The sequence below is a fragment of the Sulfidibacter corallicola genome (assembly GCF_017498545.1).
GTDB lineage: Bacteria > Acidobacteriota > Holophagae > Acanthopleuribacterales > Acanthopleuribacteraceae > Sulfidibacter > Sulfidibacter corallicola.
Window position 1 is genome coordinate 2,497,205 of sequence record NZ_CP071793.1, and the last position, 19,768, is coordinate 2,516,972.

A 19,768-nucleotide genomic window follows, 5' to 3' on the forward strand; every position below is an offset into this window, starting at 1 on the left:
CCCGACATGGGAAACGACACCAGACCTTCACCGCGACGCCCACGACCCCACCCGACGAGGTACCCCCAAGTGTCACCTTTCTTCGAACTCTCCGGAAACCAGCGAGATCTGTGGTTGGACCAGCAGTTCTACGGCAGCACCGTTCCCTACCACATCGCGGGGTACATCGCGTTCCGCGGCCCGCTCGACATCGCGAAGTTGCGCCGCGCCTTGGCAATCACCGTCGCCCAGGTGGATGCCTTGCAGTTGGTGTTCGCGTTCGACGGGCAGCATCCCCGCCAACGACCGATCGCGGGGGTCGAACCAGCGCTGGATCTGCACGACTTCAGTGCCCAGGACGACCCCGCCCAGCGGGCCCACGACACAATGATGGAGGACCAGGCACGTCCCTTCGAGCCGGACCACCCACCCGTGCGTTTCTCCCTCTACCGGCTGGAGCCGGAGATACATTATTGGTACTTCGTGTTCCACCACCTGATCGCCGACGGCTGGGGCTGGTACCGGGTCATGGCCCAGTTGATCGCCAACTACAACCGGTGCTGCGCCGGAGAAGCACCGGTGGCGGCACCCCCCGCATTTCTGGCGAGCTTGGCCGTCGAGGCCAAGTACCGGCGCTCCACCCGCTACGAAAGAGACCGAGCATTCTGGCGCAAGACCTTGATGGCGCTGCCCGAGCCGGTGGACCTGCCCGAAGTGCGCGATTTGCAGGCGGCCCGGCACCACCGCGACCTGGACCGGGCGCATTGGGATCGACTGGCCGTCATGGCCCGCGCACAGGGGGCCACGCCCTTCCAGGCCCTGGTCGCCATCTACGGCGTGTATCTCGCGCGGGCCTTCCGGTGCCGCGCCCTGACCCTCGGCTTGCCCGTGCTCAACCGGACCTCCGCGATCGCCAAACGCACCCCGGGCCTCTTCACCAGCGAAAAACCCCTGGCCCTGCGCCTTCCAGCCGGGACCACCTTCGCCGAACTGCTGGGCTGCATCGCCGCCGACCTGCGCCGCAGCTACCGCCACCAGGCCTTCCCCCTGGGCGCGTTGTCGGGCGCGGACGCCCCCAGTCGGAACCTGTTCCAATTCAGTCTCTCCTACCAGCGCCATCGCTACGACGAACACCCGGTCCAGGCCAGTCACGCGGTGCACCAGCTCCCGCCCGTGGCACAGCGCGAACCGCTCACCCTGCACGTGCGGGATTTCGACGAGACCGGCTCGCTCCGCCTGGAATTCGACTACCAGCGGGAGGCCTTTCCGGCGGGGTTCATCGCGGACCTCGGCGAGGGCATGCTGCATCTCCTCGATCGCTTTCTCGAGGACCCCGGCCAGGCGGTCGATGCCCCCGCCCTGCTTCCGCTGGACGAACTCGCCGCTCGCGAACGGGCGTGGAACCGCGACATCCGGCTTGCCGACCCGCTGCACCCGGTCACCCATTTCCGCCAGGTGGCCCGTACCCAACCCGACAAGCCCGTCCTGTGGCAAGAGGGTCGAACCCGGAGCTACCGAGCGCTGGATCGGGACAGCGACGCCATCGCCCGCCGCCTGATCGACCACCTCGCGGCTGGGCCGGAGGTCCCGATCGGGTTGCTGTGCCTGCGTGGCTACCCCCAGATCGCCGGAATCATGGGCATCTTCAAAGCCGGCGCGGTGTTGCTTCCCTTGGACCCCGATCACCCACCCGAACGGCGCCGTCGCTTGCTGGCCGCGGCCGGTTGCCGACTGTTGCTCGTGGACGATGCCCATGGCGAGGAACGATTGCCCGGGGTCCATTCGGTCCCGGTGGATTCGCTGTGGGCGCCACTCGCCGCACTGGTCCAGCCGCCGCCAACAGTAGATCTCGTCCATACCGCCTACCTGCTGTTCACCAGCGGTTCCACGGGCGAACCCAAGTGTTGTCGCATTTCGCTGGCCAACCTGGGGAACTACCTGCGATGGGGCCTGCGACTGGTTCGCGAACACGGTGGCGCCTTCAACGACATCCTCCACGGTTCCCTGACGTTCGATGCCCGCCTCGGTTCGGTGATCCTTTCCTTGATGGGCGGCGGTACCCTGACCGCACCACCGGCGGAGCTCGACAACATCGCCGCGCTGCGTTGGGTCTGCGAACACCCCAACCCGGCGGATGTGCTCGATCTGACCCCGTCGCACCTGGAGGTCCTGGCCGGCCTCGACCTGACCAACCCGCGCATCACCCGCATCTTCAGCACCGGTGAAGCGCTGACCCCGGCGATCCTCGAAGATGCGCTGGCCCGGTTTCCCGGCGTGCGACTCATCAACCAATACGGCCCCACCGAAGCCACCATCGGTTGCTCCGCCGAGGCGTTCGGGTCGGGCGAAACCATCCACCTGGGCCAGCCCGTCGACGGTACCCGCCTCTACGTGTTGGACCCCTTGTTGCGACCCGTGCCCAAGGGCGTCGCGGGTGAACTGGTGATCGGCGGCGCCGGCGTGTGCCGGGGTTACGACCATCGCCCCAAGCGAACCGCGACATCGTTCGTACCGGATCCCTTCGAGGCGGATCCCTTGGGCGCCCGCATGTACCGCAGCGGCGACCTTGTGCGCCGTTTCCCCGACGGAACCCTGGAGTTTCTGGGTCGCATCGACCACCAACTGAAAATCAACGGGCAGCGCATCGAGCCCGAAGAGATCGAAGACGTGCTCCGCCGCCATCCGGATCTGGACACCGCGGCGGTGCTCCCCGTCCAGCGCGGTCGGGAGAAACGCCTGTGTGCGTTTTATGTCTCGGACCGACCCGTGACGGCGGAGCGTCTTCGCGCCCACGTCCGCCGCCTGCTGCCGCCCGTCATGACCCCGGCGCACTATGTGCCCCTGCCCGCCCTGCCGCTCACGACTTCCGGCAAGACCAACCGCATCCAGCTCGCCTCGATGTTGGCGGACCTGGATCTGGATCCCGCAGCCACCTCGAACGAAGCCCCGACGCCGCCGCGCACCGCCCTCGAGTCCCATCTGCTCCGGCTTTGTCGCGGGGTTTTGGGCGTGAACCGGATCGGCATGGACGACAACTTCGTCGACTTGGGCGGCCAAAGCCTGACCGCGGTTCGCCTGGCCGCTCGGGTCCGGATCGAGCTGGGCCGCGACCTCCGGGTTCGCGACATTTTGCTGAGCCCCGATCTGGCGGCCCTCGCCCAGATCCTGGCGCAGAAGGACCGGGCACGGGCGAGACCCGAAGCCCCGGTTGCCCAAGGCCACCGCTTTCCGCTGACCACCGGTCAAAACCACCTGTGGTTTCACCAGAAGCTGCATCCCGATTCGTGCACCTACCACATGCCGGGAACCCTCGACTTGCGCGGCCCCTTGGATCTCGCGGCGCTGAGCCAGGCCATCGAGCGTCTCCAGGACCGGCACGAGGCCCTGCGGATTCGCATCGAGGAACGGGAGGGCCGGGCCTTTCAGCACATCACGGACCGGGTGACACCCGTGACGCTTCACGACCTGACTCGGGCGACCGACCCCGAGGCCGAAGCCCACACGCGGGCCGAGCGCGCCGCCATGGCACCCTTCGATCTCGAGACCGAGGCGCCCTTCCGCGCCGATCTGTTCCACCTCGCCGAAAATCACCATCTGCTGTTGGTAGTCTTCCACCACATCGTCTGCGACGGCCGCTCGATCGAGATCTTCTTCCGCGAACTCTCCCACCTCTACGCGGCGGCCCGTCGCGGCCAGGAGGAGACCCTCGCGCCCGCGCCCCGTTGGCGCGAGCAACCGATCCACGATCCCCACGGCGAGACGGTCGCCCGCATCGATATCGGCATCGACTACTGGCGCAGGCGGCTCGCCGACCTGTCCCGCCCGCCCCTGCCCGCCGATCGCCCTGCTTCGCCGAATCCCGATTTTCGTGGCGACCACGTCCATTTCCGATTGGAAGCCACCACCGTCGAGGCCCTCGGCCTGCTGGCCTACGAAGCGCGCGGCGGCCCCTTCGCCGCCATCGCCACCCTGATGAAGATGCTACTCTTCCGCGCTACTCGACACCGCGAGGTGACCATCGGCACGCCCTACATCGGACGCGATCACGCGTTCGCCGCCGACGCGATCGGCTTTTTCGTGACGACGCTCGTCCTGCGAAGTACCGTTCGGGACGACGTCAGTTTCCGGGAGATGCTGGCCGCCGAAGCCAATGCCATCGCGGAAGCCCTGGAACACCCGCCTCCCCCACTGGAGCGATTGGCCGAGGAACTCGGCGCCCTTCCCGAACCCGGGCGCACGCCGTTCTTCGATGTGCTGGTCGCCTTCGAGCCCAATCCCCAGCACGACCTGCACCTGCCCGATCTCGATTGCCGGCTGCAACCCGTCCTGGCCCCGGTCGCAAAGCTGGACCTGAGTTTCGTGGCGACCCCCGATCCCCAGACGGGCGAGTTGGTATTCACCCTGACCTACCGCGTCGGGCGCTTCGACAGCGACCGAATTGAACGCATGGCGCGCGACGTTCAAAACCTGGCTCGGGCCGCCGTCACCCATCCCGACGCTCCGCTCCGCGAACTGAACCTGTCGGCCCCCGAATCGGGAATCTCCTCGGCCGGGAAGGAGCCCGATGCACGAAACGACGAATGCCGCGACAGCCCGGAGCGCAACCCCGCGCCTGCCCAGGCATTCGCGAACGGTGGCCCCAGTCATGGCGACGGCCGAACCGTGGTCGATCTCTTGGAGGCGACGGCGGTCGCGCATCCCGATGCGGTGGCGGTGATCGATGGCGAGGCCCATCTCGACTACCGGAGCTTGGACCGGCTGGCCAACGGACTCGCCCAAGCCCTGGTCGAGCGACTCGGCGTGCTCCCCGAAGACCGCATCGGCCTGATGTGCGAACGAAACCAAGCGCAGGCCATCGGTTCGCTGGGCATTCTCAAGGCAGGCGCCGCCTACGTGCCGCTCGATCCCGACTACCCCACCGAACGGCTCTCGTTCATGGCACGCGATGCCGGCCTGCGCGCGATCGTCGCCGGCGCCAACCTTTTCGACCGAGCGAGCGACCTGGTGGACCGCCCGATCATCCGACTCGAATCGATCTCGGCATGCGCGACCCTCCCGGTCATCCCACGCGATCCGAACATGGCCGCCTTCCTGATCTACACGTCCGGCACCACCGGTCGGCCCAAGGCCGCCATCCAAACCCACCGCGGCTTCGCCAACGTCCTGTTGGCACGCGTGCACCATCTTCGGCTCGACCGCCACAGCGTCTACCCCCAATTTTTTTCGATCTCGTTCGATGCCGCCCAGCTCACCCTGTTCTCGCCGCTTCTGGCCGGCGGCGCCAGTCTCTGCGTCCCCGCGGCCGACCGCGAGGATCCGCATCGCTTCGCCGCACTTCTCCAACGCCACGGCGCCACCCACCTGTTCGTGCCGCCCGCGTACCTCACGCTGCTGAAGGCGCACGACATCCCCAGCCTCGAGGTATTGGGCAGCGGCGGGGAAGCGCCGAATCCCGCCTTGGTCGCCCATTTCGCGCGGCGTTACAAGTTCCACAACGATTACGGCCCCTGCGAATGCTCGGTCATGGTGACCACCCACTCCGTGCGACCCAATGAGGACCTCACCCAAGGCGTGCCGCTGGGCCGCCCCCTGAGTGGCACCCGAATCTACTCGCTCGACCATCGGCTTCGCGCGGTACCGGTCGGCGTCGAAGGTGAAATCTGTATCGGCGGGGTGCCACCGGGACGGGGTTACCACCAACGTCCCGCACAGACCGCCGCCTCCTGGCTGCCCGACCCCTTCGCCGACGAGCCGGGGGCCCGCATGTACCGCAGCGGGGACTTCGGACGTTGGGACCGCGAGGGCCTGCTGCACTTCGTCGGACGTCGCGACGCCCAAGTGAAGATCCGGGGGAACCGGGTCGAGGTGGGCGAGGTGCGGCGCCGGCTGGGCGAGCAGCCAGGGGTCGAAGCCGCGGTCGTCGTCGCCCGTGCCACTCCCTCGGGAAACAAGGAACTGATCGCCTACTACACCACGCCCGACGGTGCCGAGATCCCGCGTCTCAAGGTCTCACTCGCCGCAATCCTGCCGGATTACATGGTACCCGCCTACCTGGTGCCGCTCGCCGCCATGCCGCTGACCGCCAACGGGAAGATCGACACGGCAGCCCTACCCGCTCCGGTTAGATCCACCCGTGCGGCACATCAGCCCCCGCGAGATCGGTTGGAATCGGTCTTGGCGGAGATCTGGGCGACCGTGTTGCACCACGAACCCATCGGCCGGGAAAGTGATTTCTTCGAACTCGGCGGCCAGAGTCTCTCGGCCATGCGCGTGGCCGCCCTGGCCCGGGAAAAGCTGGGATGTCATCTCGAAATGCGCGACATCTTCGAACGCCCCGTGCTGGCGGACCTCGTCGATCGCCTGCGCCGGCGTACACCGATCGAAACCCAGGCGGCGATTCCGGCGATCGCCTCGGCGGCGGACTACCCGCTGTCTCACGCCCAGCAGCGTCTCTGGGTGTTGGACCGCATGGCAGACGCAGCCATAACCTACAATATGCCAGGCGCTTTTACTCTCGAAGGCCAGCTCGATGCGGATGCCCTGGAGGCCGGACTGCAAACCCTGTTCGCCCGCCACGAAGCGCTTCGAACGGTGATCGCGGTGCGCGACGGCCAACCACGCCAGCGACTGCTCCCACCCGACCGGTTCTCCATGACCCGCCTCGACCTGAGCCACCGCGAGGACGCCGAGGCCCAGGCCATGGCGTTGGCGCGCCGCGATGCCACGACCGCTTTCGACCTGGCCGCCGGCCCGCTGATGCGCGCCGCCCTGGTGAAACTCGCCGACCAGCGGCACCTGCTCTTCGTGTGCCTCCACCACATCGTGTGCGACGGTTGGTCGCTGCGCATCATGACGCGCGAACTGTTTCGCTTCTACCGTGAACCCCGCGACGGTGCACCGCTCGCCATCCACTACAAGGACTACGCCGCCTGGCAGAACGACCGCCTGGAGAAAGGGTTCCTCGACGAGAGCCGCCGGTTCTGGCTCGCGCGGTTCGACTCCCCGCCCGCGGCCCTGGACCTCCCCACCGATCAACCCCGCAGCGCCACCCCCCGATTCGATGGCGCACGGGTTCCGCTGAAGTTCGATCCAGCCCTGACCCGACAACTGCGAACATACGCCCGTGACCACCAGGCCAGCTCGTTCATTCTGCTCCAGGCACTGGTCAAGGTACTGCTCTTCCGCCACACCGGTCAAACCGATCTCGTCATCGGCGTCCCGGTCGCGGGCCGCGATCACGCCGACCTGGACGGCCAGGTGGGCTTTTACGTCAACATGTTGGCCCTGCGGGATCGGCTCGAACCCGGATCCGATTTTTCGCATCTGCTGATCTCCGCGCGCGACAACGCCGCCGAAGCCTATGCCCACCAGGCCTATCCCTTCGATTTGCTGGTGGCGGAGCTTCCCGGAGAACGCGATCCCGGGCGCGCGCCGCTTTTCGACGTGGTCGTATCGTTCGAAGATCCCCGCGAGACGGCCCTGGAACTTCCCGGCCTGCGCGTGCTGCAGCGGGAAACGGAGGTGCCGGCCGGCAAGTTCGACCTGACGTTCGCCTTCGAGGATGCCGGCACGCACTTCACGGGGGCCATCGAATACAACTGTCGGCTGTTCGACGCGGGACGCATTCGGTCGTTTGCCGCCCAATTGACGGCCTTGGCCGAAGCGGTGGTCGCGGGCAACGACGCGAGCCTGGCCCTGCTGCCGGTCCATGCGCCCGGCGAATTGGCCCGCCTGCGCGCAGCCGCGCAGGGTGAACGTCTGGCGTTGCCTCCCGAGGCCCACGTGGTGCGCTACATCGAACGCCAGGTGACGGCGACGCCGAACCGAACCGCGGTCGTGGCCCACGACGGCAATCTCAGCTACGCCGATTTGAAGGCCCGAGCCAACCGCCTGACCCACGCGCTTCAGTCCCGAGGCGTCGGCCCGGAACGACGCGTGGGTGTCATGGTCGCACGCGGCCGTGACCTGCCCGTCGCGCTCCTGGCCGTGTTGCAGAGCGGGGCCGCCTACGTGCCGTTGGACCCCACGGCAACGGAGCCCCACCTGCGCAGGCTATGGCGGGAAGCGGACTGCCACGTCCTGTTGCACGAACCCGATCAAACCGAAAAAGCGCGACGCATCGCCGGGCCGGCCGCCCTGTGCCTGTCCCAGGCGCAGGCATTCCCCGACTACCCTCCCCACGTGGCATGGCACCCCCAACAGGCCGCCTACGTGATCTTCACGTCCGGTTCCACCGGTCGGCCGAAAGGGGTCGTGGTGGCCCACGCCGCCCTGGTCAACCTGCTGGAAAACTACCGCCACCGCTTCTTCGGCAGCCTTTCCCAGCACCCGGTGCTGCGCGTGTCCAGCTTCAGCGCCACCATCTTCGATGCCTCGGTCCCCATGATCTTCGCCCCACTCGCCTTCGGCCACGAGGTGCATATCGCTCGCGAGGAAGAACTTGCCGATGCGCGACTGGCCTCGGCCTTTCTGAAACGCAATCGCGTGCATATGGTCGACGGCACGCCCGGTATGCTGGCCGCGATCCTCGAATACGGCGGATGGAATCCCGAACTGGCGCTCGTGATCAGTGGCGGCGAGGCGCTGCCGGCCTCATTGGCGCGCCGCTTCGCCGAAGGTCCTCGATTGGCCAATGCCTACGGACCTACCGAGTCCTGTGTGGACGCGGTCGGGTGCCGGATCGCCCCGTCGGACGCGAACCGGGACGGACCCTTGCCGATCGGCGAACCCTACGCCAATCTGGAAGCGTTCCTGATGGACCGATTCGGCCGATTGGTACCCGAAGGCGCGGCCGGTGAACTCTGGCTCGGCGGTGCCGGCCTGGCTCGCGGCTACCTGAACCAACCCGCCGCCACGGCCGAATCGTTCGTGCCGCACCCCTTCCGAGCCGGTGCCCGCCTCTACCGGACCGGTGATCTGGCCTGCTGTCGGACGGATGGACGCCTGGTCTTTCTCGGCCGACGCGATGCCCAGGTCAAGCTGCGCGGGTTCCGCATCGAGTTGGGCGAGGTCGAAGAAGCGTTGCGCCGGCTGCCGGGCGTCGCCGTGGCCGCGGCCAAGCTTCACGAGGACGGCGCCGGCGACTGCTGTTTGGCGGCCTACCTGGTGCCGACCGGCGATGGCGCGGATCTGGACCTGGACCATCCGGCCGAAGTGCAGGTGTTGCGCGACCTCCTTGCGGCGCGTCTCCCGCGATACATGCTTCCCTCGGTGTTCGTCTCCTTGCCGGCATTGCCGTTGACCGCCACCGGCAAGCTGAACCGCGAGGCCCTCCCCACGCCCGAGCGCACCGCGATCGACATCGTGCCGCCCCGCAACGACTTGGAGCGAAGCCTGGTTGCGATTTGGCGGGACGTCCTGGAATGCGAAGTCATCGGCATCCACGACGACTTCTTCCGCTTGGGTGGCCACAGCCTGAAAGCCATCCGCCTCTCGGCTCGGGTCCACGCCGACCTGGGCCTGGAACTGGGCCTGAACGAGATCCTCGGGACCCCGACCATCGCCCAGCAGGCCCGGTTGCTTCAAACGCGCAACGTCGCGGCCGTCGCGGAAGTGGCCCGGCTTCCACAGGCCGAACACTACCCGGTCTCGCATGCCCAACGCCGCATGTGGATTCTCGATCGTCTGGACCCCGTGGCCTACAACATGCCGGGCGCCTTTTCGCTCGAGGGCCCGCTCGACAGGTCCGCACTGGAACGAGCCTTCGTAACCGTGATCGCGCGCCACGAGAGCTTGCGCACCACCTTTTGCGAAGTCGACGGCGAACCGCGCCAACGCATTCAGCCGACCTTGAAGATGCCCCTCCCGTTGATCGATTTGTCCCAAGATGCGGACCCACGCGCCCGTGCCGCCGACATCACGCGACAGGAGGCCCATCGCCCCTTCGATTTGACGACCGGCCCGCTGATCCGCCTGTCCCTGCTGCGTTTGGCGCCGCAACATCACCTGTTGCTCGCCAACATGCACCACATCGTGTGCGACGAGTGGAGCATGGGCGTCCTGGTTCGCGAACTGGGTGCGGCCTATCGCGCCCACAAGGAGGGGTCCGAACCGAGGTTACCGACGCTGACCCGTCAGTACCGCGACTTCACCGCCCACGCGCTGTCATCGCTGGATACATCGGCCCAGAACAAGCATCGCGACTATTGGCTGAAGCGACTCGCCGGCGACTTGCCCGTTCTCGAACTGCCCGCCGATCGCCCACGGCCGCCACGCCAAGCCTTCGTCGGCAGCCACCACCGCCTGTTGTGGGAACCGGAGCTTGCCGACGCCTTGGCGACCTTGGCCAGGAGACGAGGCAACACCCTGTACATGGTGTTGGCCGCCCTCGCCGCGATCATGCTGAAACGCCACACGGGGCAGGACCACGTTCTCGTCGGGATGCCGGTTTCCGGACGTGACCGGTTGGATCTGGAGAACCAGGTGGGCCTGTACCTGAACACACTGGTGCTGCGCAGCCACGTCCAGGGAGAAACCCGACTCGAAGCGTTGCTGGACCAGGTGGCACGCGACATCGAGGCGGCCTTTTCCCATCGCGACTACCCCTTCGATCGGTTGGTCGACGAGCTGGGTGCGGCCCGCGACCTGAGCCGATCGCCGGTGTTTCAGGCCATGATCGTGATGCAAGAACGCGAAGCCGAGCGATTCGGGTTCGAAGGGCTGAGGACGACTCCGTTCCCCCTGGCGTTCGACATTGCCAAATGCGACCTGACCTTCTTTTTCCAACAGTGCGAGGATGGCCTACTGGTGACGCTGGAGTACGCCGAACACCTGGGTCACGCGAGGATGCGGCGCTTTGCCGAACAGTTCCGCCACTTGGCCCAGGCGGCACCCCGCGCCCTCGACCTTCCCGTGGATCGCCTGCCGCTCCTGCCCCCGCCCCAACGGCGCGCGCTCTTGGCGGCCTGCGATCGGCGCCGGGAACGGGAGGACCCGTGCGACGTTCTCGGCGTGTTCGCCGATCAGGTGTCGCGCAATGCATCGGAAACCGCGGTGGTGTTCGGGGATCGGCAGCTTTCCTATGGCCGCCTGGACGCGCTGAGCCGAGACCTGGCGGCCCTGCTGCGTCAACACGGTATCGGTCCCGAGGACGTGGTCGGCGTCGCCTTGCCTCGCGGCGAATGGGTACCCGTCGCACTTTTGGCGATATTGCGCGCCGGTGGGGTCTACCTGCCGCTGGATCCCACCTACCCGCGTGAACGACTTGCCCACACGGTGCGGCACTCGCGCTGCAAGCTGCTGCTGGCACTGGAACGGCCGGCCAGGTCTCCCGTCGACCTGGCCGTACTCTCGCCCATCGATCCACCGCCATCGGACGACGCCGCGACCCCGGCCCTCGCTCCCGACCGGTTGGCCTACCTGATCTACACTTCCGGCTCCACCGGCGTGCCCAAGGGTGTGGCCTGCACCCATCGCTGTTTGAACCATCTGGTGGCTTGGCAGCGACGGGAACTTGGTTCTGGATTGCGGGTCGCGGCCTACGCGCCGCTCGGCTTCGACGTGTCCATCCAGGAAATGCTCTTCACGCTTTGCGGTGGCGGCTGCCTGTACGTGGTCTCGGAAGACCGGCGACGCGATCTGGCCGGGCTGACTTCCCTTCTGCTGAAACATCACATCCAGATGATCACCATGCCCTTCAGCGCGCTCGACCTGCTTTTCGGCGACGAAGATTTGGATGTGACCTTCCCCGCTCTGCGCTTCCTCTGCACATCCGGCGAGGCCCTGCGCCGAACCGCCGGCCTCACCGGCTTCCTGAGCCGCCATCCCGAAGTGGTGCTGCACAATCAATACGGCCCATCCGAAACCCATGTGGTCACCGCGTGCGACATCACGGTCGAGGATCCCGAAGCGGCTCCGATCGGCCGACCGATCGACGGCAGCGCGGCCTACCTGTTGGATGCGCATTTGCAGCCGGTGCCGGCGGGCGTGGTAGGCGAAATCTATCTGGCCGGCGCCAATCTGGCGCGCGGCTACCACGGCGATCCCGGCCAGACGGCCGCGCGGTTCCTGCCCGACCCCTTCGGCGGCCCGGGCGACCGCATCTACCGCAGTGGCGATTTGGGCCGTCTGGAAGAGGACGGTCGGATCTCCTTCCTCGGACGCAACGATCGGCAGGTCAAGATCCGCGGTTACCGCGTGGAGCCGGACGAGGTGAGCCAAATCCTGCGCAGCCTGCCCGGCGTGCGCGAGGCGGCCACGGTGGGCCTTCGCATCGGCGACACCACGGAACTGGCGTCGTACGTGGTGGGACCGCAACCGAAGGCCGCGGAAGCGATCCGCCAGGCCCTGAGCGACCGCCTGCCGGCATTCATGATGCCCGCTTTTCTCGAGTTCCTTCCCAGCCTGCCCCGCCTACCCAGTGGCAAACTGGATCCGGGCGCACTGCCCCGCCCGGTTCGATCCCCCTCCAGGCCACGTTCCGAGCGCCCCGGCAGACTGCCGCGCGACCCGCTGGAACGCCAACTGGCCGCGCACTGGTCCCGCATCCTGGGCCGCGACGAGATGTCCATCGATGACGACTTTTTCGCACTCGGCGGGCACAGCCTCAAGGCGATGCAACTGGTGGCGGCCCTGCGCAAGGACCTCCGGCAGGAGGTCGCCCTGGTGGACCTGTTCGAGGCCCCGACCGTGGCGGCCTTCGCCCAGCGGCTGCGCCAGGGCCGACCGGCACGTTACCTGCCCTACACGGCCGTTCCCGATCGGGAACACTACCCGCTCTCGCCGGCGCAACGCCGCATTTGGTTGCTGGCCCGCTTGGATCCCGGCTGCACGGCCTATCACGTGCCCGTCCTGTTGCGGTTGAAAGGCTACCTGGACGAAGGCGCCTTGGCGGCGGCCCTGACCGAGGTCGTGGCGCGTCATCACATCCTGCGTACCCGATTCCTCGCCGACGGCGACGAACCCGTTCAACGCATCGATCCGCCCACGCCGCCGCCGATCCGAAAACACGACCTGCGCCACGCACCGGCACAGGCGCTGTCCCTGCAAGCCCAGCACGCCGAAGAACCGTTCGATTTGGCGCGCGCGCATCCCTTCCGCATCGACCTCGTCCGCGAGGATGCGAATCGCTGGTCGCTCCTGCTCTGCTTCCACCACATCGCCACCGACGGATGGTCGATGACACCCCTGCTCGAAGAGTTGACTGCCTGTTACAGCGCCCACCGTGCCGGTCGTCGACCGGATTTGCCACCGTTGCCCGTGCAGTATCGCGATTACGCGGTTCGTCAGGATCAGCTCCTCCGAAGTGGGGAATTGGAAGCCCAAGTGCGCTATTGGCGAGCCCAACTCGCCGATGCCGATCCACCGAGGCTCCCCTGCGATCATGCCCGACCCGAGGTGTTCAGCTACCGCGGCGCCAGCCACCTCTTCGATCTGGACGAAGCCGATTCGGCCGCCGTCCAGCGTTTGGCCCAAGCCGAGGGCGTGACGCCCTACGTGGTGCTCCTGGGCGCCTTTCATTTGTCGCTGGCGCGCTATTGCGGTGGGCGAGCGCCCCATATCGGAACCCCCGTCGCCAACCGCGATCGCGAAGAGCTCGCCGGCTTGATCGGCTTTTTCGTCAACACCCTGGTGATACGCGCCGAGTTCGATCCCGCCGAACCGGTACGCCTCTTCCTGCACCGGCTGCGGTGCGTCGTTCTGGAGGCCTTCGACCATCGCGACGTGCCGTTCGAGGCGCTGGTCGAGATGCTTCAGCCAGAGCGCGATCGCAGCCGTCAACCCCTGTTCGACGTGATGTTCGCCTTCCAGGGACCCGTTGTTTCCGAAGGGCGATGGCCGGACCTGGCGTGGGAATCCGCGTCGCTGCCCCACGAAACGGCGAAGTTCGACCTCACCCTGACCCTGGTCGAAACGGACGGGCGCCTTCACGGCTGCCTGGAATACTGCAGCGACCTGTTTACCGCCGAAACCATGGCACGCCTGGCGCACCACTACGTGACGATGTTGCGGGCCATGACGGCCGACCCGCTGATCACACCGGCGCGGATGCCGATGATCACCGAGGACGAGCGACAGCGGCTGGTCGCCCTCGCCGGAACACCGGAGCCCCTGCCGTCGCCTTGTGCCGGCATCCACCAGATGTTCGAACGCCAGGCCGCGCGCCATCCCGACCGGATCGCGCTGTCCCTGGACGGTGCGCGGATGACGTACGGCCAGTTGGAGGCCCGCGCCAACCGGCTCGCCCATCACCTGCGGCGCCTCCGAGTGGGCCCCGAAACCCTGGTGGCCCTGATGTTGGAGCCATCGTTCGAAACACTTGTCGGGATCTTGGCGGTGCTCAAGGCCGGCGGCGCCTATCTTCCGCTGGATCCACGGCAACCGCGTCCCCGGTTGCAGGCCATGATGGGCGACGCGCGGCCGGTCCTGCTCCTACACCACGGGCTCGAACGCAGCGACCTCCCAGAAGGCGACTGGCCGACGCTGGACTTGGCTGACGAGATCATTTGGGCTCCTTTGCCGGATTCGCCACCGAGCCCGGCGCTTTCTCCCGATCACCTGGCCTATGTCATCTACACCTCCGGTTCCAGCGGGGCGCCCAAAGGCGTCATGGTCGCGCATCGTCAGGTACTGCAGCTCTTCGCCGCGGCCGAACGTCGCTTCGACTTCGACGAACGCGATGTGTGGACGCTGTTCCACGCCTACAGCTTCGACTTCTCGGTGTGGGAAATCTGGGGCGCCCTGGCCTACGGCGGTCGCCTGGTGATCGTGCCCTATTGGCTGGGTCGCACGCCGGCCCGATTCCTGGAATTGCTGCGCACGGAGCGTGTGACGGTGCTCAGTCAAACGCCCTCGGCCTTCGGTCAGTTGCTGGCCGCCGAAGCACGGGCGCCCTTGCCGGATGCGGACGTGCCGCGCTACGTGGTGTTCGGTGGCGAGGCGCTGGAGGTCTCCACGGTTCACGCCTGGATGGCCCGTCATCCCGAGGGCCGGACCCGCTTCGTCAACATGTACGGCATCACGGAAACCTGTGTCCACGTGACGTTTCGCGAACTCGATGCCGGAAGCGAGCGGGGCGACGTGGGTCGAGCCCTGCCGCATCTGGCGGCCTACGTGTGCGATGCGGCGTTGCGCCTGCAGCCGCCGGGTCTGCCAGGAGAGCTGATGATCGCCGGTGAAGGCGTGGCGCGCGGCTACCTGAACCGGCCAGGACTGACGGCCGAGCGTTTCCAGCCCAATCCCTTCGCGACGCGGCCGGGCCAACGGCTCTACCGCTCGGGTGACCTGGCCGTGCTTCGACCGAACGGCGCCCTGATCCACCGCGGCCGCGCCGATCAGCAGGTCAAGATCCGCGGGTACCGCATCGAACCCGGTGAGATCCGCGCCGCCTTGGCCGCACATCCTTTGCTGGCCGACGCGGCGGTCGTGGCCCGTGGTAGCGGGGCCGGTCCGATCCTGGTCGCCTATGTCCAGGCCCACGATGCCTCGGCCGAACTGGTTCCCGATCCCCGCGAGTGGCTGACCTCGCGGTTGCCCACCTACATGGTGCCGAGTCATTTCGTGCGCCTGAAGCAACTGCCGTTGACGCCCAACGGCAAACTCGACCGGCGGCGCCTACCAGAGCCCGAGACTCGGGCCGAGGCTCCCTTCGCCCCGCCGCGCAACGAGACGGAACGGCGGGTGGCTCGCATGTGGGAAGCCGTGCTCGACACCAGGCCGGTGGGCATCCACGACGACTTTTTCGAACGGGGCGGTCACAGCCTGGCGGCCGCCCGCGTCACCAACCGGATCCACGCCGAGCTGGGCGTGGAGATCGCCCTGCGCGACTTCTTCGCCACGCCGACGGTGGCGTTCCTGACCGATCGCATCGCGAGCCTGTGCCGCTCGACGCCGGAGACGAACGAGATGCTTGGCGTGCCGCTCCCGTCCCCGGTGGCGGAAACGCACGTGGAGGTGCCGGTTTCGCACGCGCAGCGCCGCATGTGGTTCCTCTCGCAAATCGAAGGACAGTCGATTGCCTACAACATGCCGCATGCGTTGGCGATCGACGGCGCCCTGAACGAAGCCGCGATGGTCTCGGCCCTCGAGGCGCTGGTCGCCCGTCACCAGGGTTTGCGTTGCGTACTGCGTTACGAGGAAGGCCGGCTCCACCAACGAGTGCTTCCGGAATCTCGGTTCACCCTATCGAAGCCCGAGTTGGCACCATGCGAAGAGACCGGCGATTGGTTCGACGAAGTGCGCGCCTGGTGTGAACGCGATGCCCATCGGCCGTTCTCCCTGGCGAGCGAACCCCCCTTTCGGGCCGCGCTCTTCAGCGAATCGGAACGTCACCACGTCCTGTACCTCAATCTTCACCACGCCGCCGGTGACGGCTGGAGCATCGGCCTGATCGTGCGGGAACTGGCGGCCTTCTACCGCTTCCATGACGCCGGCATTCGCCACGGACTGGACGACACGCCCATGCAGATCACCACCTTTTCGGTGTGGCAGGCCGCCTTGCTGGAGAGCGCGCGGATTCAGGCCCAGCGATCGTTCTGGTTGGCGCGCCTGACACCGCCGCCGTCGCGACTGGAGTTGCCGCTGGATCACCCGCGTCCAGCCGTACGCAGCTATCGCGGCGACCGCCGCCAAACCGTCTTTCCGCCCGAGACGGCCACCCGTCTCGAACGCTTGGCTCACGGGCACGGCGCGAGCCTCTTCATCCTCCTGCTGGCCGCGATCAAGGCCCTGCTCTACCGTTACAGCGGACAATCCGACTTCGTGATCGGCACTCCGGTGGCGGCACGACCCCATCCCCGGCTCGAAGGCCTGGTCGGCTGCCTGGTGAATACCCTGCCGCTCCGCGACGCCTTTCACGGGCAGATGTCCTTCGCGGCGCTGCTGCAACAGACGGCCGCGGCCACGCTGGACATGCTCGACCACCAGCTCTATCCGTTCGAGCGCCTGGTGGACGATCTGGCCCTGGTTCGCGACACCAGTCGCCCCGTGCTGTTCGACGTGATGCTGGTGATGCAGAATGCCGAGTTGGACCTACCGGACCTGGGCGGCCCCACCGTCACCGGCTTCCCCTTCGCGTTCCGCACGGCGAAGTTCGATATGTTGTTCAATTTCTGGCAGGCGGACGAAGGGCTTCACCTGGAGCTGGAGTTCAATGGGGATCTGTTCGAGGCGCATCGCATCGAACGGATGTTCGGACATCTGGAGACCCTGTTGGACGCCGTCATCCACCAACCGGACCAGAAACTGGACCTGCTGCCGATCATGCCGGCGGTGGAGCGGTCCCGATTGCTGCGTCTTGGTCGCCAAGATCCGCCCGTGGATCCGCGGCCCACGTTGTTGCAGGCTTTCGCGCGACGGGTGGCGGCGCATCCCGAGCGGACGGCTCTCGATGTCGGCGGGATGCGGTGGACCTACGCCCAAGTGGATGGTTGGAGCGCCGCGTTAGCCGCGGCATTGAGGGCGGAGGGTGTCGGGGTCGGCGATCGCGTGATCACCTGCCTGCCCCGCGAGGCGCCGGTCGCGGTGTGCCTGCTGGCCGTCCTGCGCCTGGGGGCGACCCATGCCTACCTGGATCCGCACGATCCGGCCCTTCGCAAACGGCAATTCCTGGCCGAAACACAACCGAGCGCGGTGTTGGCGCGGCCTGCCGATCGCGACGTCTTCGGGGACCTGCCGTGTCTCGCGGTTTCGGACGAGCCGCCACCGGATCCGGTGTCCTTCCTGGACGTGGTTCCGGCACCGCACCTGCCGGCCTATCTGATCTACACTTCCGGCAGCACCGGCAAGCCGAAAGCGGTGGTGGGCACTCACGCCTGCCTGGAGAACCTGATGGCTTGGCAATTGTCGGTCATGGGGCCGAACCTGCGCGGCCTGGGTTTCGCGGCACTGGGCTTCGACGTGGCGGTTCAGGAAATGCTGTTCACGCTGTATTCGGGCGGCACCCTCTACGCGCTGTCGACCCTGGAGCGCCTGGACATGGCCGGCATCGCCGACTGTATCGAACGCCATCAAATCCAGTTGATGACCATGCCCTACACGCCGCTGTCGCTGTTTTTCCGCGAGAACCGGAACGTTCCGGACTGTCTGCGCCACATCGTGACTTCCGGGGAACGGCTGCGGTTGGACACCCGCCTGCGCGACACCCTGCAGGCGAATCCGAACCTGGTCCTGCACAACCAGTACGGACCCTCGGAAACCCACGTGGTGACGGCCCAGTCGATGCGGGGCTCCGACCCGTCCCTGCCGGATCTGCCCGCCATCGGGACGCCGATCGCCGACACGCGGTGCCTGGTGCTGGATGGCCACGGCCAACCGGTGCCGACGGGCGTGGCCGGCGAACTCTACCTGGGCGGCGCCAACCTGGCGAACGGGTACCTGGGGCGGGCGGCGCTGACAGCCCAGGCCTTCGTGCCCGCACCGCCCGAAGCGGGGCTCGAAGCCGGGGCACGGCTTTACCGCACGGGTGACCGCTGCGTCTGGGACGAAGCGGGACTGCTGCACTTTCAGGGGCGCTTCGACGATCAGGTCAAGGTGCGGGGGTTCCGGGTGGAGCCCGGCGAAGTGGCGGCCGTGTTGGCCGACCACGCCGCGGTCCAGGAGGCGGCGGTGGTCGCCCACGCCGGCGATGGCCGGACCCGACTCGCGGCCTACGTCATCACGTCGCAAGCCACCGAGGCCGACGCACTCGGTCTTTGGCTGCGGGAGCGACTCCCGGAGCACATGGTGCCGGAGGCGTTCCTGTTCCTCGACGCCTTTCCGCTCAACGCCAACGGTAAGCTGGATCGGGCCGCGTTACCCATGCCGGCGCGGCCCCAGGCGCCGAAGACAACGACCCAACCCGCGACGGGGGCAGAACGCACGGTGGCCGACATCTGGAAGGCGGTCCTGGAGCTGGATTCGGTCGGGGTGCACGACGCGTTCTTCGACATCGGCGGGAACAGTTTCAGCCTAATCGAGATTCACGGCCGCCTGAAGGCCGAATTCGGCGAGCCACTACCCATCGTCAAGCTGTTCGAGCACACGACGATCGCGGCGCTGGCGGCCTACCTGTCCGGTCGCGACAAGGCCAAGTCGGCTCGGGTGGCGGCTCGGGCCGAGGCGCGCAAGGCGGCCCGCGGTGGGCGGCGCAGGCGATAGGTGGAGGGTTGATCTTCAGGCGAGCATGGCTTGGGTGAGGAATTTTTTTCTACCACCGAGGGCGCAGAGTCCGCGGTAGGTGGAGGTTGCGTCTTCGGGCGAGCATGGCTTGGTTGAGGGTTTTTTCACCACCGAAGGCACGGAGTTCGCGGAGTCCCCGCATCCCTAAGAGGGTCGTAACGCCTGTAGGTGAGGTGGCCGCCCTGGCCTGCTTGCTCCAACAATCGAAGCAACTCAAGCAGCGACAATCAATTGCGCCAAAGAGCGAAGCCGGTTTTCTCCCCTATAGAACACCAGCAAGGTCGCAAAATCCAAACTCCCCGCATCTCCAGAGGGGCGTCGGGCCTGTAGGTTGGCCCGCTGGGCCGACGCGCCGAAGTAACCCAAGCAACAGCAATCAATTGCGCCAAAGAGCGAAGCCGATCATTCCCCTCACGCCCCCAATCGGAAGCCGTAAAATCCAAGGTCCCCGCATCTCCAGAGCGGTGTCGGGCCTGTAGGTGGAGCAGCTTGCTCCACCAATCGAAGCCCATCATCTAGGAGTTTCCGCATCCCCGAGAGGGGCGTCGTGCACGGCCATACCGGCCGTACCTGTCCAGGGCGCTGGGCCGACATTTTGACGAATTTTCCAACCAATGCACCCATTCAGGATTCCTATCCTGTTTTCGCATTTTGGAGCGTTTGTTACCCAAGTGAATGCTGAGATCGCGGAGTT

At 66.9% G+C, this 19,768-nt stretch carries 1 protein-coding gene; it reads left to right on the forward strand.

The window, feature by feature from the left end; genetic code table 11:
* Nucleotides 1-69 precede the first annotated feature (69 nt).
* Entirely contained in the window at nucleotides 70-19,053 is an 18,984-nt protein-coding gene (locus J3U87_RS07275) for a non-ribosomal peptide synthase/polyketide synthase (RefSeq protein WP_237382374.1), read from the forward strand.
* Nucleotides 19,054-19,768 lie beyond the last annotated feature (715 nt).